Here is a 14,875-nt window from a genome sequence, read left to right on the forward strand (position 1 = left end):
CTTGCGTTTTTTGCTCAGATTCCGTCTTGAATGGTAGGGCGAATGGGCATTGAATAATTGTACTACTGATTTGTCCGCACCGCTGTGACGCCTGCCGCACGGCCAGGTCGGACCCCACATTTTTTGACGTCTGGATACTGCCTTGACCCCCCACACGGCTGGCCGCGACCGTTCGCGCGGCGATGCAGGTGCACATCTGGCTGCGGCCCATGCCGGCAAAGGTCAGACCGCCCTGGTGCGGATCGCCATTTTCTCGCTGCGACACCCCTGGCAGGCCTCGGCGGCCATTCTGGCCACCATCATTGCCTCGGTATTGCAACTGCTCATTCCGCGCCTGCTGGGCCATGCGGTCGATCAGGCGCAGGGCATTTTGGCTGTGGGCGCGCCGGGCGCCGAGCAGGCGCTGTTCTGGAGCGCAATGACGCTCCTGACCGTGTCGGTGGCGCGCGGTGTCTTCACCCTGATCCAGAACTATTTCTCGGAATCGGTGGGTCACCATGTCGGCTACGAGCTGCGCCTGGCCTTCTACGACAAGGTCCAGAAGCTCTCCTATTCCTACCACGACAAGATCCACACCGGCGATCTGATCACCGTGGGCCTGCTCGATCTGGACGGCGTGCGCATGTTCTTTGCCACCGGGCTCATCCGCGTGGTGCTGCTGTCCGTCCTGATCGGCGTGGGCGCCTATATGCTGCTCACCACTGATCTGCTGCTCGGCCTCCTGGCCCTGAGCTTTGTGCCCTTCGTCGCCTGGCGCTCATCGGTGGCGCAGCTGACCCTGCGCGCCACCTGGATTGTGCTGCAGCAAAAACTCTCTGGCCTCACCCGGGTGATGGAAGAGAACCTGGGCGGCATTCGCGTCGTCCGCGCCTTCTCCGGCCAGAAGTTCGAGCTGGACAAGTTCGACGCCGCCTCGCGCGAGGCCCTTGCCCTCTCGCATGATCGCGTCGACATCCGCGTGCGAAACACCAGCGCCATGACCCTGTCCTTCTTCGCCGCCATGGGCCTGGTGCTCTGGTTTGGCGGCCTCAAGGTCATCGCCGGCGAAATGAGCGTGGGCACGCTGGCGAGTTTTCTCACTTTCATGACCATCCTGCAGATGCCGGTGCGCCAGCTCGGGCTGATGGTCAATTCCTTTGCCCGTGCCTCCATCTGTGGCGACCGTCTGTTCGCCTTCTTCGATGAGCCCCTGGCCATTGACGATGCCCCCGGCGCCACGGACCTGGTGGTGACCGAAGGCACGCTGCGCTTTGAGGATGTGCACTTTACCTATCCCGGCGCGACCCACGCCACGCTCGACGGCGTCAGTTTCGAGGCCCGCGCAGGCCAGACCATTGGCATCGTCGGCGCGCCTGGCGCCGGCAAGTCGACGCTGGCCCATCTCATTCCGCGCTTTTACGATATCGACTCCGGCCGCATCACCATTGATGGCCAGGACGTGAGCAAGGTGACGCTCCAGTCGCTGCGCCGCGCGGTCGCCGTGGTGCAGCAGGACAGCTTCCTGTTCACCACCACCATCGAGAACAACATTGCCTATGGCGATCCCTGGTCCAAGGAGACCAAGATCGAAAAGGCCGCCGAAAGCGCCCAGCTGCACAATTACATCATGGGCCTGCCCGCCGGTTACGACACCGTGGTGGGCGAACGCGGCATCTCGCTCTCGGGCGGCCAGCGCCAGCGCCTGTCGATCGCGCGCAGCCTCGTGCTCAAGCCCGCCGTCATGGTGTTTGATGATTCCACCGCCGCCATTGACGCGGGGACCGAGCATCGCATCCGCAGCGCCATCCGCCGCTATGCCAAGGATCGGGTCACCCTGGTCATCTCCCATCGCCTGAGTTCGCTCCTGCACGCCGATACCATCCTGTTCCTCGAGAACGGCAAGATCGTTGAGCAGGGCACGCACGAGGCCCTGTTGGCCAAGGGCGGGCGCTACCGCGCGCTCTACGACCTTCAGACCCGCCCCGCCGAAGACATCGACATCGGGAGTGCCGCCCAATGACCAGCATTCAGGATGATGATCGCGACGTCGCCGCCTTCCCCGGCCAGCGCCCGCCGCGCGCCAGCGTGGGCAGCCACCGCATCGAGGAAGAGATCTTCGGCAAGGCCTATGACCCCAAGACGGTGCGCCGTATCTGGGCTTTCGTGCGCCCCTATCGCCTGCGGATCTACCTGTCAGTCGCCGCTGTTTTGGTCTTTACCGCCACGCAACTGGCCATCCCGCTCATCATCGGGCGGGCCATCGACAGCGGCATGACCCAGGGTGGCAATTCGACCAATCTCTTGTGGGCCGTTGCTGCCTTTGCCGTGGCCGTCATTCTGAATTTCGGCGCCTCCTTTGTGCAGGAGACCGAAGTGGGCAAGGTTGCCGAGCATGTGTTGTTCGACATGCGCCGAGCCATGTTCGCGCAACTGCAGCGGGTCTCGCTCAGCTTCATGGACAAGACCGAGGTCGGCCGGCTGATGAGCCGGCTGCAGGGCGACGTCAATTCCATGCAGGAATTCCTCGAAACCTCCGTGATCTCGGTGGGCGACATGGTGCTGCTGGTCGGCATTGTGGTGGTGCTGCTCACGCTCGACTTCCGCCTGGGCCTGTTGACCCTCTCGACCATGCCTATCCTGTTCGTGGTGCGCATCTTCTGGCTGCCGCCGGCCAAGCGCGCCTTCTGGGCAGCCCATGAGACCAATTCGATCACCGCCGGCGCGATGGCCGAAGGCATCAATGGTGTACGCACCGTGCAGAACCTGGATCGCCAGAAGGTCAACTTCGACCTCTTCGACGACAAGGCCTATGCCAATCTGCGCACCCAGCTGACCGGTTCGCGCTATGCCCAGGTCATGGTGCCCATCGTCGATAGCCTCACCGGCATTGCCATGGCCATCGTTGTGGTGGTGGGCGGCTCGCTCGTGCTCAATGGCAGCCTCGAGATCGGCGTCATCGTCGCCTTCCTGTTCTACATTCAGCGCTTCTTTGATCCCATCCGCTCGCTGACCATGCAATATTCCATCATGCAGCGGGCCATGACCTCGGGCCGCCGCATCACCGAAGTGCTCGACATCCCGACCTCGATCACCGACAAGCCCGACGCCATCTCGCTGACGCGCGACATGGATGGTTCGGTCGAGTTCCGCAACGTCAACTTTGCCTACGATCCTGACCGCCCCGTGCTGCGCAATGTCAGCTTCAAGGTGCAGCCGGGCGAGACCGTGGCCCTTGTCGGCCCCACCGGTTCGGGCAAGACCAGCGCCATGGCGCTGGTGCATCGCTTCTACGAAGTGCAGTCCGGCGCCGTGCTGGTCGGCGGGCACGACGTGCGCGATGTGACCCAGGAATCGCTGGGCGAGCAGGTCGCCATGGTGCTGCAGGAGGCCTTCCTGTTCACCGGCTCGGTGTTCGACAACATCCGCTACAACAAGACCTCGGCGACACGCGAGGACGTGATTGCTGCGGCCACTGCCGTGGGCGCACATGAGTTCATCAGCCGCCTGCCACAGGGCTATGACACCATCCTTGAGCAGCGCGGCTCCAATTTGTCCGTGGGCCAGCGGCAGTTGTTGAGCTTTGCCCGCGCGCTGGTTGCCGACGCCAAGATCCTGGTGCTCGACGAGGCCACGGCCAATATCGACAGCTATACAGAGCGGCAGATCCAGAAGGCGCTGCTCATTCTGCTCAAGGGGCGGACGGGCATGGTCATCGCCCATCGCCTGGCGACCATTCGTGGCGCAGACCGCATCATTGTGCTGCAGAATGGCGAGTTGATCGAGACTGGCAACCACGACCAGCTCATGGCGCAGGGCGGGCTCTACGCCAAGCTCTACAACATGAACTACGCCAGCTTCGATGACATTCCCGACGAGCTGGTGGCCCAGGTCAACGCGCGGGCCGCCTCCACCTGAACCGACCCTGATGAACCATCTCGCGGCCGGGCGTACGGCATGCTAGCAAGTTGAAAACTTGGAGATATGTAATGCGCCTCGCCGCCCTTGCCTTGACGAGCCTGAGCCTTGTTTCGCCGGCACTGGCAGTGGATGCCGTGACCTACAAGGGCACCTTGGGCAAGTTCGACATCATCGCCGAACTGGTGGCGTCGCCAGAGGGGGCATTGGCGGGGCGCTACAGCTATCTCGGCAAGGGCGGCGATATACCGCTCGATGCTGCGGGCACCCCGGGCGCCATGGTCGAAGAGGCGCCCTGCACCGAAACGACCTGCATTCAAAATGATGATGGTGTGGTGACCGACCCGCCCATCGGCGCGCACTGGTCCCTGCAGGCGAGCGCCGACGGCGAAACCCTGGCCGGCACCTGGAAAGCAGCAGGCAAGTCCGGCAAAGTCCTGGACGTCAATCTCACGCGTATTGGCCAGCGGTCGCTCCCCGAAGACACGGAGCTGACGCCCTACGGCATCTATGACAGCGTGTGGCAGCTGACCTATGCCGACGGGTTTACCCCCGAGGCAGCGCCCTATGACTTCGCCAAGATGGATGTGGCCCTGGGCGCTAGCCCCGACGAGACGATCGAGGGCTCGCGCTTCCACTACCTCACCGATCCGCGCAGCAAGTTTCCCTTTCCGCGCATCGTTGCGCTCAGCGACGGCAGTTCGCCCAACCTGGCCAATCAGGAACTGGCGCGCCGGCATGCCCAGATCAATTTCTACGCCTTCGATTGCCTGGCCCAGATCTATGCCGGCTTTGGCGCGAACCAGTATAGCGCCGGCCTGGGGCCCGGCACGCTGGGCGATTTCGATAGCGAGTTGATCACCGTGTCATCGTTGACGCCGACGGCGATGAGCTGGGTCCAGTCCGGCAGTACCTTCTGCGGCGGCGCCCATCCCAACAACCACAGCGACAGCTACAATCTCGACGTCAAGGCCGGGCACAGGCTGCCGCTGGCCAAGGTGTTCAAGGACTGGATTGCGATCTCCCGGGCAACCGACTTCGACAATCCAGACCCGATCGATCAGGCGATAGCGGCGGAAAATCCCGATGACTATTATTGGAGTGCCGGCCAGCCCCTGATCGATTTCGCCATTGCCCATCGCGTCCATGACACTGACGCGCAGTTTGAGAGCGATTGCGGTATCGACGAGCTGATCGGCACCAATCTCAATTTTCGCTTTGCGCCTGGGGAGGCGGTTGTCTTTTCGCTCGAGGGCCTGCCCAATGTGGTCGCGGCCTGCGGCGGCGATCTGCTGACCGTCAAGCTCGAAACCATCCCAGAACTGCTGGCGCCGACAGCCGTCGACTATTTCCCCGGCCTGGCTGACTGACGTCATCGCTTCGTCATATCCGGCACCCCGCCTTGCCGGATTGATGATGGCGCCGGCGCTACCGTCAGTCCATGACTGCCTGGACAAGCAGGAGTGAATGGCATGGCGGTTTGGGTCGGTATCGTCCTGGTAGCAGCGGTTTTTTGCACCTCCATGCTGTCGGGCATATTTGGCATGGCTGGTGGGCTCGTGCTGCTGGCTGTACTGCTGGCCATCCTGCCGGTCGGCACGGCTATCGCCGTCCAGGGCGCCATCCAGATCATCTCCAATGGTTCGCGCGCCGTGCTGTCGCGGGCCTATATCGACTGGCCCATCCTGGGGACGATCTGCCTGGGCCTGCTGACGGCTGCGGGCCTGCTGTTCGTCATCCGCTACACGCCCGATCTGGTCACGGTCTGCATCGCGGTGGGGCTGATGCCCATTCTGGTCTGGATCCCCAGGAGCTGGCTGGAGCTGGACGCCAGCAAGCCGCTGCATGCCTTCATCTGCGGCTTCCTGGGCGGCGGGCTCAATCTGGCCATTGGCGTCTCCGGCCCGACGGTCGATATCTTCTTCATTCGCACCCAGATGGATCGGCGCAAGGTGATCGCCACCAAGGCGGCCACCCAGGTGCTCTCCCACAGCGCCAAGGTGGTGTTCTACTGGCAGGCGACCATGGTGCTGACGCCTCTCGAATGGGGCGCAGTCGCTGTTGCCGCGCCCTTTGCCATCGCCGGAACCAGCGCGGGCTATTGGGTCCTGCAACGGCTCACCGATGTGCGCTTCCGCGAACTGACGCGCTGGGTGGTCACCGCCATCGGCATTTTCTATCTGGCGCGCGGCATCAGCTTGCTGATCTGAGCGCGATCAGTATGGTGCCATCAGGAGACACGATGACACCGTTCGACAGCGTTACTGCCCGCCTGATCCTGCTTTTGGCCGAAACCGGCTCCATTGGCCGCGCCGCCGAGCGCGAGGGCATTGCGTCCTCGGCGGTCAGCCGCCGGGTGTCCGACCTGGAAAGCCGTCTCGGCGTGGTGCTGTTTGATCGCTCAGCCCATGGTGTGCGCCTCACCACGGCTGGCCAGGCCTATGCCGAAGGTTGCCGCACCGTGCTGCGCGCCATCGCCGACCTCGATGCCGTCATGGCCGATTTCGGCAGTGGCCAGCGCGGCGCCCTGCGGCTGGCCTGCACCAGTTCGGCCTTGACCGGACGCTTGCCCGAATTGCTGGCCCGCTACACACAAAAGCATGCTGGCATCGACCTCGACGTGCAGGAGATGGGCGCCGCCAAGGCCCTGCTGGCGCTCGATGAGGGACGGGCGGACGTCGCCATCGTCTCGGACAATTACGATTTCAGCCGCTTCGAAATCCGCCCCTTCGAGGACGATCGGGTCTGGGTGCTGGTGCCGCCCGATCACCCACTGGCGGCCAGCATCGAGCCGCGCCGGGATGTTGCCTTCGACGCCGTGCTCGACCATGCCATCGTGGGCATCCATCATGCCGGTTCGCTGGATCGCCTGCTGGGCGATGCGGCGCGCGCGGCCGACAAGCGCCTGCTCGAATCGCTGCGCGTCGAGAGTTTTCCGGCCCTCGTGCGCATGGTGGAGGCCGGTTTCGGCATCGGCTTCCTGCGCTCCACCAGCCTGCACCTGCTGGCTGGCACCGACCTGGTCTGCGCGCCGCTCGCCGAACCCTGGGCACTGCGACAGCTCCTGGTGGCACGGCGCAAGTCGACGCCGTTGTCCGCGGCTATCAAGAGCTTCATAGCCCTGTGCGCCGAGACCTACGTGCCCTCGACATAGGCCGGGCCCAGATTGCGACAATGCAGCCCTTTCGCGCCGCCGCGTCTCGTCCTATCAATGCGCCATGACCCACACCGATAGCATCGCCAGACATATCGGCACGGCCCTGGCCGTGCTCGCGATCTATCTGTTGACGGTGCTCTCGCCCATGCACCAGGCGCGCGCCAGCCAGCTGGCGTTCGAAGCTGTCGGCTACAGCACCATTGCGCCGGGCTGGGCCCTGTGCAGCCAGGCCGGCGACATCGACCAAGATGGTCAAGTGAGCCTGGCCAAGTGCCCCGCTGCTGGCGCCGGCAAGCCGCTGGCCATTGCACCTGGCCTCAACCCGGTCGTGCTCGAAGCCCGCACGCCACTGACCGTGGCCGACTTGCCCTGGCAGGGGCCGGCTAATTTGCCTGACGCCGAGGCTCCGCCCGGCGGCCCACGCGGCCCCCCGTCACGCGCCTGACGCCTCGGGCCCCCGGCTCAAACCTGTCCTGCTCATTTCCGGAGATCATCATGATCGCTCTGTTTCGCGCCGCCCTTGCGGCCAGCCTGCTGCTTGTCGCCCCCGCCTTCGCTCAGGAGGACGCTACCCATGTCGGCGACCTCGCCATTACCCAGCCTTTCGTCCGCGCCACATTGCCAAACGCACCAGTGGGCGGTGGCTTTATGACCATTGAGAACACGGGCAGCGCGGCTGACCGCCTGGTCTCTGCCAGCTCGCCGGCCGCTGCCGACGTCCAGATTCACGAAATGGCCATGGCCGGCGACGTGATGAAGATGCGCCAGCTGCCAGACGGGCTGGAGCTGCCAGCCGGCCAGTCCATCGAGCTCGCACCCGGTGGCTTCCACCTGATGTTCATGGGCCTCAAGCAGGCCTTCGTCGAAGGCGAGAGCGTGCCGGTGACGCTGGTGTTTGAAAAGGCCGGTGCTGTCGATATCGCCGTGCCCGTGCTGGGCGCGGCCGCCAGCGCCGCCCACAGCGCACACAAGATGTAGCCTGGCCATGAACCTGCGCTCCATCCGCATCTGGCTCTGGGTGGCGGTCGTCGCCCTTGGCCTCACCGCCATCACTGCCGCCGCCCTCTTGCGCCAACCCGGCCAGGCCGGCTTTGGCAAGGGCGTCTATAGTCTGGTTGACCAGAATGGCCAGCCGGTTGATCAGTCCATGCTGGTTGGCCATCCCTCGGCGCTGTTCTTCGGTTTCACCCATTGCCCGGACGTTTGCCCCACCACAATGGCCGAGATGTCGTCCTGGTTCGAGAGCCTGGGCGATCAGGGCAAAGACCTGCGCGCCTATTTCGTCACCATCGACCCGGAGCGCGATACGCCCCAGATCCTGGGCGACTATGTCAGCTGGGTGAGCGACCGCATAACCGGCGTCACCGGGACGCCCGAGGAGATCGCCAAGATCGCCAAGGCCTGGGGCATCTACTATCAGAAGGTGCCGCTTGATGGCGGCGGCTACACGATGGACCACACCGCCTCGGTGTTCCTGGTTGATCGGCAGGGCGAATTCCAGGGCACGATTGCCTATGGCGAAAGCCAGGCAACGGCGCTCGAAAAGCTGCGCAACCTCCTGGCCAAGTCCTGATCTCGTGCCCGGCCCGGCGACCGCCCGGCCGGGCATGCGCATTGGTGAAAAACGGCAGTGACAAGGGGTGACGCGGCGGCCGGCAATTGACTACCCTATGCGCCACTGCACAGGAGCCTTCCATGAAGCCGTCGATTTCCATCATCACCATTGGCGTGGACGATCTGGAGCGCGCCTTTGTGTTCTATCGTGCCCTGTTCGAGATCGAGGACGAGCAGATCGCGCCGGGCGAGGATCACGTCGCCTTCTTTTTTGACGACGGCTTTTCCTTCGTGCTGTTTCCCCGCGAGCAGATTGCCCAGACCGCCGGCAAGGATGTTGCCATCGCCGGCACGCCCGGCTTTGTGCTGAGCCACCAGGCTGGCAGTCCGTCCGAGGTGGACGAGATCCTGCGCAAGGTGCTGGCAGCCGGCGGCGGCATCATCACCGCCGGTACGCAATCGGAATGGGGCTATTCGGCCTATTTCGAGGACAGCGAAGGCAATGTCTGGGAACTGATGGCCCAGCCGCCGGCCAACTGAGCCAGGACCTTGCCGATGGTTGAAACCGCGCAGCCACGCTGGCGCCAGGCCACGGCCAGTGACGCGCCCGCCATCACCGCATTGGTGCGTGCCGCCTATGCGCGATGGGTTCCGCTGATCGGTCGCGAGCCCATGCCCATGCGGGTGGATTATGCCGAGGCGCTGACGCGCCACCGTATCGACTTGCTCGTCGTCGATGATGGGCTCGTCGGGCTGATCGAGACCCTGCAGCATCCCGATCATCTCTGGATCGAGAATATCGCCGTTGAGCCCCAATGCCAGGGCAGGGGGCATGGCCGCATGCTGCTGGCGCACGCCGAGCAGCGCGCCCGAGAGGCCGGCTGTGGCGAGCTGCGCCTGCTGACCAACGCTGCCTTTGCAAGCAATGTTGCACTCTATGAGCGGACCGGCTTTCACGTTGGTCGCAGCGAGCCCTTCATGGGCGGTACCACGCTCTACCTCAGCAAGAGACTGGTCGAGGCCTAGTCCTGGCGGGCTCGGAAGGCCGCGCGGCTGGCTTCGATCGCCGCGTGATGCGCCTCGGCCCACAGCCAGACACCGCAGAAGGCGGCGCCCAGGCTCTGCCCCATCTCGGTCAACTGATAGTCGACATGGGGTGGAATAACCGGATGCACGGTGCGGGCAACCAGTCCGTCAGCCTCCATCTGGCGCAGCGTCTTGGTCAGCATCTTCTGGCTGATGTCGCCCAATTTTCGGCCGACATCGGTGAACCGCAGGGTGCCGTGCTCTTCCAGCGCTTCCAGGATCAGCATGGTCCATTTGTCGGCGACCTTGCCGATGATGTCGCGGACCAGCGCTTCAAGCTTGGGATCGACGGGCTTGGCTGCTTGGTGCCCTTCCCAGCGATAGAGAGCCGGCGCGCTGCTGGCATCTGACATCTCTTACTCTCCTTTTGGTGCGTACCGAACTTTCGGGAGCCTACTTTCCAAAGGAGAGCATGAGACATAGGTCTGCATTTGGCAACATCAAAGGAGCCTTCCATGCAGACAACGGGCAATACCATTCTCATCACCGGCGGCGGTTCCGGCATCGGCCGCGGCCTCGCCGAAGCCTTTCATCGGCAGGGCAATCAGGTGATCATCTCGGGTCGCCGGGCAGAGGCGCTGGCCGAAGTCACGGCGGCCAACCCCGGCATGGCCGCCCTGACCGTGGACATGACCGATCCGGCCAGCATCAATGCACTCGCAGCCCAAGCCATTGCGGCCTATCCGGCGCTCAATGCCGTAATCAACAATGCCGGCATCATGGCCGATGAGAACATCCTGGCCGCGCCTGACTATCTCGATACCGCCGAGGCGACCATCGCCACCAACCTGCTTGGCCCGATCCGCCTGACGGCAGCCTTGCTGCCGCATCTGCTGGCCCAGTCGCGGGCCAGCGTGTTGACGGTGTCCTCAGGCCTTGCCTTCGTCCCCATGGCAGCCACGCCCACCTACAGTGCAACCAAGGCGGCCATCCACAGCTATAGCCAGGCGCTGCGCCACCAGTTGCGCACGACCAGTGTGGAGGTCATCGAGATCGCCCCGCCCTATGTTCAGACCTCTTTGCAGGGCGCACACCAGGCCAGCGATCCCAATGCCATGCCATTGGCCGCGTTCATCGAGGAAACCATGGCCCTGCTGGCTGCTGTGCCCGAGCACGGCGAGGTTCTGGTCGAACGCGTCGGCATGTTGCGCTATGCCGAGCAGCGCGGCATGGCTGCCCAGGTCTTTGCCGCCATCAATCCGAATTGATCGGCCCGGGCGCGCCGCGCCAGCGGGGCGCCCACACCAACCCGGAGGCTAGAAGCCGCCGCCGGTCTTGAACCCGCCGGTCTTGCGGGTGCCGCTGCTGCCGGTGCGCGGACGCGAGAAGCCGCCGCCCGAACCACCCGAGGGGCGTCCGCCGCCCAGCCCGCCGCCAAAACCGCCACCGGAGCGATTGCCAGAACCGCCACCAATGCTGCTGTCCGGCCAGGTGAAGCCGCCGCCGGGGGGCCATGGACTGTCGTTGCGCTGCCGCCCGTTGTTGGGCAGGCCCACGCCACCGCCCCAGTCCGATGTGCCGGCGCTCCAGTTCTGGCTGCGCTGCCAACGATCCCAATAGCTGGCAGCAGAAATGCCGCCGCGCAGGAAGTCATTGAGCAGATCGCCCACCAGACGGTCTTCGCGGAAAGTGGAGCGCGGGTCATCGAACCGCTGCTTCTTGAATTCCCACTGGATGTCTTCAAGCTCGCGGCGGCGGGCACCCAGGGTCTTGAGCCGCTCTTTCTGCTCGCGCGTCTCTTCCTCTTCCTCGCGCACCCGCGCTCGGGCATCGTCGATCTGGGCAACGATGGTATCGTCCTGGCTGGTTCGCGTGCGCCGGGCATCGGCAAGAAGCGTCTGGATGTCTTCCCGGCTCAGGGCCGTAGCCAGATCCGCCAGGGCGCCCTCAAAGGCCGGGTTCTGCCCCTGCGACAGGCTTGCCAGGGTCTTGGCCGCGGCGTCGCGCGCATCTTCGCTGGCAACGATCTGCCCGTCCAGCGCGTCGATGCGCTGCTGGGCAGCCATCATGGCCTCGCGCAAAGGCTTGCCGCCCGCTGCGTCGATGGCCTGGGTCTCCAGTTCATCCACCTCGGCCTCGGCGGCCTGGGCAATGGCGATCTGCCGCTCGGCATGTTCGCGCAGGCGAAGCGGGATCTCGTTGAGCATGGCAAAATTGGCGCGCGCCTTCTGGAACCCCACCAGGCCGGCGACCAAACCGTCCAGATAGCGGACCAGATTGTTCGCGCGGTAGTTCGAGGTGCCGTAGCCGGATTCCCACAGATACATGAACAGCGGATCGTCGCGATAAGGCTTGCCCTTGCTGTCGCGGTCGGCCTCGGCCTGCTCCGTCTTGCGCATGGACTGGTTTGCCACCTCGGTGAGCGCAGTGGCGCTGTCGCGCTTGGCGGCAAACGCAGGGTCGCGCGCAATCGAGGCCCCGAGCTTTGCGGCCAGGGCCTTGAGCTCGGCCTGGTGGCCCTCAAACTGCTTGAGCGCCTCGGCCCGCTCGGCATTGAGCCGGGCGACGACCGCGTCCTGTTCGGCAACGGCCTTCTCGGCGGCGCTCAGATCCTTGGAATGGGCCTTCAGCTGCGCCCGTGCCTTGGCTTCGGCGCTGGATATGGCCACATCCAGCTCGCCCTGCACAGCCGGATCGAGCCGGAACTGCGCCAGCTGGCGGAACAGCTCGGCTTCGCCCTCACGGATCTTGCTGATGCGTTCGGCCGAACGCGCCAGGCGCTTGGAGATTTCATCTTCCTCGCGCCGGATGTCGCGCATCGCCTCGTCCAGGCTCGCCAGCGCTTCGGGTCCGCGGATACTCATAGCTCTACCACCGCGTTACCGCTCCGCCGGAGACCGGCACATTGTATTCGACATCCAGGAAGCCGAAGGATTTGCGGCCGATCTCATTGTTCTCGATGATGCCATCGTCCTGCTTGTCGGCAACGACAGCGTCGTACACGGCCTCAGAGACGCGCACGCCCCACACCGAAACCGTTTCGGTCTCGCCATTCTCTTCGTTGAGGATGGGCAGGCTGAGCGCATTGCCGTCGCCGTCCAGCGCCTCCACCACCAGATAGTAATTGGTGGCGTCGGTGTTGATTTCGGGGAAGGTCCAAAAGCCCGAGCGCTCGCCCTGCCTGTTGACGATGCGTAGCGTATAGTCCTGCCGGATGCGGTCGCGCAGCGCCGTCAGGTCGGCCAAGGCCTTCTCGGCTCCGGCGCGGTTGCCCTCGGCGGCCAGCGTCTTGCCACGCGTACGGATGGCCTCGGCGTCGATCACGCCCTGCTGGACCTTGGTTTCTTCGAAAATGGTCTGGTAGAGCGCATCCATCTGCGCCGGCAGGCCTTCGGCCAGCTCCACGCGCGCCTGCTCGGCCTGGCCACGCTGATAGGGCTGCCACACGCCGAAATAGCCCACGCCCAGCGCCAATAGTGCCAGCAGAACGACGCCAACCGGCCGGCCCCAGCGCTTGCGCCCCACATAAAGCCTGGCCAGCGTCCGGCCAAAGCCGGGCGCCGGCGGATCATAGGTGAACCGGCTCTGCGCCAGCGCGGCAACGCCCTCGCGCAGGATCGCATCGGGGACCTCGATACCCTGCTGGCGATAGATGCCGCGCAGCTTGTCGATCAGCTGCTGCTCCTTGGCATCAGTGTCCAGCTCGCGCACGGCCAGGCCCTGCTGGTGACGGAGGGTATCAACCACATCCATCGCCAGCATCACTTCGTCCAGCGGTGCAGCGGCTGGCGCTGTCACGTCACTCATGGTTGGCGTTCACCCGTATGCGTCAGTCGACCTACTTGCTCGTGTCCAGCAGCAGAGCATTGCCCTCGGCAGCCAGCGCCGCCAGGCGCCGCTTGCCATCTTCGACCGCATCGCGGATCTCGGCCGAATTCTTGGTCGAGGCCACGCGCATCTCGTTGATGATCGTGCGGCTCTTCTCCTGGAAGTTCACCACCGAATCCACCAGCTTCTTGACCGCATCGGCGCGCACGGTCGGACCATAGCCGGCCCGCACGGCCTCCTCGGTGACCTTGTCGCCGATTTCCGAAAGGGTCTCGAGGCTCTTGCTCATCCCTTCCTTCATCGCGTTGAGCGTTTCCGTAGATTCATGCAGGCCGAACATGCCGGTAAACGAGGCGCTCAGGGCGGTCAGCACGGTCTCATTGGTGGAGAAGAACGAGATCGACTGCTGATACACCCGCTCCTTGGCATTGGTGGTCTGCATCAGCCGCGCCATCACCACCTCGGAGGTGTTGTAGGAAATCGTCAGATTGTCCGACAGATCCTTGGCGATCTGGTAGCGCGCCTCTTCATTCTGCATCTCGCGCAGCTTCTCGTCGCGGTCCATCTCCAGACGGGCGCGGTCGGCCGGCACGGTGCCGGCATAAGCCGAGACTGCAGCAGACGCAGCCTGCAGCGTGTTCTTCTTGTCATTGAGGCGCTGCTCGGCGGTCTGCAGCACTTCAAGGGCCATCACTTCGGCCTGCTTGAGCGCGCCACGGAAGTCGCGATAGGCCTCCAGAATGGTATGTTCGCGATCGATCTGGTCCTTGGTGTCGGCAGTGACCGACAGATAGGTGTCGCGGATCTTGTTGAAGCGCTGGGCGATGTCGCCGCGGCTGACCTTCATCCACACATTGGATGCGCGCTCGAGCAGGTCCAGCTTGTTGTCGGCCAGCTGGTCGACCATGCCCTTGGCGTCGTCGCGGATCGAGTCGAAGCCCTTGGTGATCTCTTCGTAGCGCTCGCCGATCTTCATGGCGGCGATCTGCTCGCGCACCACCTCGTTGAAGGCGCTGGCCTGGCTCAGCGTGCGGCCGATGAGAATGACGCGGGTCTCGTCCAGCTCGGTGATCTTCTGCAGCAGCCCGGTGATGGGCGCTTCACCCTGCTGTTCGGGCCAGATGCCCAGGTCGCGGATCGCATTGACGGCCTTGTCGAGATACTGGAGCGGCCGTTCCGCCACTGTGGCCGCTGGCGCCATCTGCGTGGGTGTTGCGGTGACAACTTCTTCGGCCATATGTTCGCTCCCGTTTGCCGGCGCCCATCGGCGCGCGCGCCTTGTGTTACGCTAAAGATTGCTGCTGCGCTGCACCCTGACAATTGCAACGGCCTGCCCAGACAACTATTTAGCCCATATTGGTGCGAAAAAGCCGCACGTAAAGGGCCGCGCCGCGGCCTGATTGAAAGCGTGGACAC

At 64.3% G+C, this 14,875-nt stretch carries 15 protein-coding genes; 11 read left to right on the plus strand and 4 right to left on the minus strand.

What is annotated here, in order from left to right; all coding sequences use genetic code 11:
* Positions 1–142 precede the first annotated feature (142 nt).
* From K1177_RS17825 to K1177_RS17870, 10 genes are all read left to right on the plus strand, one after another.
* Positions 143–1,999, plus strand: coding sequence for an ABC transporter ATP-binding protein (locus K1177_RS17825; protein WP_224705526.1), 1,857 nt, complete (start codon positions 143–145; stop codon positions 1,997–1,999).
* Positions 1,996–3,894: an ABC transporter ATP-binding protein gene (locus K1177_RS17830; protein ID WP_224705528.1), complete on the plus strand. Its 1,899-nt coding sequence runs from the start codon at positions 1,996–1,998 to the stop codon at positions 3,892–3,894. Before K1177_RS17825 ends, K1177_RS17830 begins: the two co-directional genes overlap by 4 nt.
* 71 nt (positions 3,895–3,965) lie before the next feature.
* Entirely contained in the window at positions 3,966–5,264 is a 1,299-nt protein-coding gene (locus K1177_RS17835) for a hypothetical protein (RefSeq protein ID WP_224705530.1), read from the plus strand.
* Between the two features lie 102 nt (positions 5,265–5,366).
* Positions 5,367–6,104 carry a TSUP family transporter gene (locus K1177_RS17840; RefSeq protein ID WP_224705532.1) on the plus strand — a complete coding sequence of 246 codons (738 nt, stop codon included), beginning with the start codon at positions 5,367–5,369 and terminating at the stop codon, positions 6,102–6,104.
* 32 nt (positions 6,105–6,136) lie between these two features.
* Positions 6,137–7,048 carry a LysR family transcriptional regulator gene (locus K1177_RS17845; protein WP_224705542.1) on the plus strand — a complete coding sequence of 304 codons (912 nt, stop codon included), beginning with the start codon at positions 6,137–6,139 and terminating at the stop codon, positions 7,046–7,048.
* Between the two features lie 64 nt (positions 7,049–7,112).
* Positions 7,113–7,496 carry a hypothetical protein gene (locus tag K1177_RS17850; protein ID WP_224705544.1) on the plus strand — a complete coding sequence of 128 codons (384 nt, stop codon included), beginning with the start codon at positions 7,113–7,115 and terminating at the stop codon, positions 7,494–7,496.
* A gap of 50 nt (positions 7,497–7,546) precedes the next feature.
* Positions 7,547–8,029: a copper chaperone PCu(A)C gene (locus tag K1177_RS17855; RefSeq protein WP_224705546.1), complete on the plus strand. Its 483-nt coding sequence runs from the start codon at positions 7,547–7,549 to the stop codon at positions 8,027–8,029.
* Positions 8,030–8,036: 7 nt separating this feature from the next.
* The gene (locus K1177_RS17860) at positions 8,037–8,624 is read left to right on the plus strand and encodes an SCO family protein (RefSeq protein WP_318153305.1); all 588 of its coding nucleotides are present in this window, start codon (positions 8,037–8,039) and stop codon (positions 8,622–8,624) included.
* Between the two features lie 122 nt (positions 8,625–8,746).
* Positions 8,747–9,145, plus strand: a complete 399-nt coding sequence (locus tag K1177_RS17865) for a VOC family protein (protein WP_224705548.1) — start codon at positions 8,747–8,749, stop codon at positions 9,143–9,145.
* A gap of 15 nt (positions 9,146–9,160) precedes the next feature.
* Positions 9,161–9,631 carry a GNAT family N-acetyltransferase gene (locus K1177_RS17870; protein WP_224705558.1) on the plus strand — a complete coding sequence of 157 codons (471 nt, stop codon included), beginning with the start codon at positions 9,161–9,163 and terminating at the stop codon, positions 9,629–9,631.
* Here K1177_RS17870 and K1177_RS17875 read toward each other — a convergent pair.
* Positions 9,628–10,044, minus strand: a complete 417-nt coding sequence (locus K1177_RS17875; protein WP_224705560.1) for a winged helix-turn-helix transcriptional regulator — start codon at positions 10,042–10,044, stop codon at positions 9,628–9,630. The genes K1177_RS17870 and K1177_RS17875 overlap by 4 nt on opposite strands.
* 102 nt (positions 10,045–10,146) lie before the next feature.
* Between K1177_RS17875 and K1177_RS17880 the strand changes: the two genes are divergently transcribed.
* Complete coding sequence (locus K1177_RS17880) at positions 10,147–10,899, plus strand: SDR family oxidoreductase (protein ID WP_224705562.1); 753 nt, start codon at positions 10,147–10,149, stop codon at positions 10,897–10,899.
* A gap of 48 nt (positions 10,900–10,947) precedes the next feature.
* Here K1177_RS17880 and K1177_RS17885 read toward each other — a convergent pair whose 3' ends face one another.
* From K1177_RS17885 to K1177_RS17895, 3 genes are read right to left on the minus strand one after another with little or no spacing between them, the layout of a single operon-like run.
* Positions 10,948–12,495 (minus strand): coiled-coil domain-containing protein, encoded by a 1,548-nt coding sequence (locus K1177_RS17885; protein ID WP_224705564.1) that lies wholly within the window; start codon positions 12,493–12,495, stop codon positions 10,948–10,950.
* 4 nt (positions 12,496–12,499) lie between these two features.
* Positions 12,500–13,438: a DUF6384 family protein gene (locus K1177_RS17890; RefSeq protein ID WP_224705565.1), complete on the minus strand. Its 939-nt coding sequence runs from the start codon at positions 13,436–13,438 to the stop codon at positions 12,500–12,502.
* Positions 13,439–13,469: 31 nt separating this feature from the next.
* Positions 13,470–14,696, minus strand: coding sequence for a cell surface protein (locus K1177_RS17895; RefSeq protein WP_396120242.1), 1,227 nt, complete (start codon positions 14,694–14,696; stop codon positions 13,470–13,472).
* Positions 14,697–14,875: the final 179 nt, after the last annotated feature.

This window comes from Devosia aquimaris (assembly GCF_020169335.1).
Lineage (GTDB): Bacteria > Pseudomonadota > Alphaproteobacteria > Rhizobiales > Devosiaceae > Devosia > Devosia aquimaris.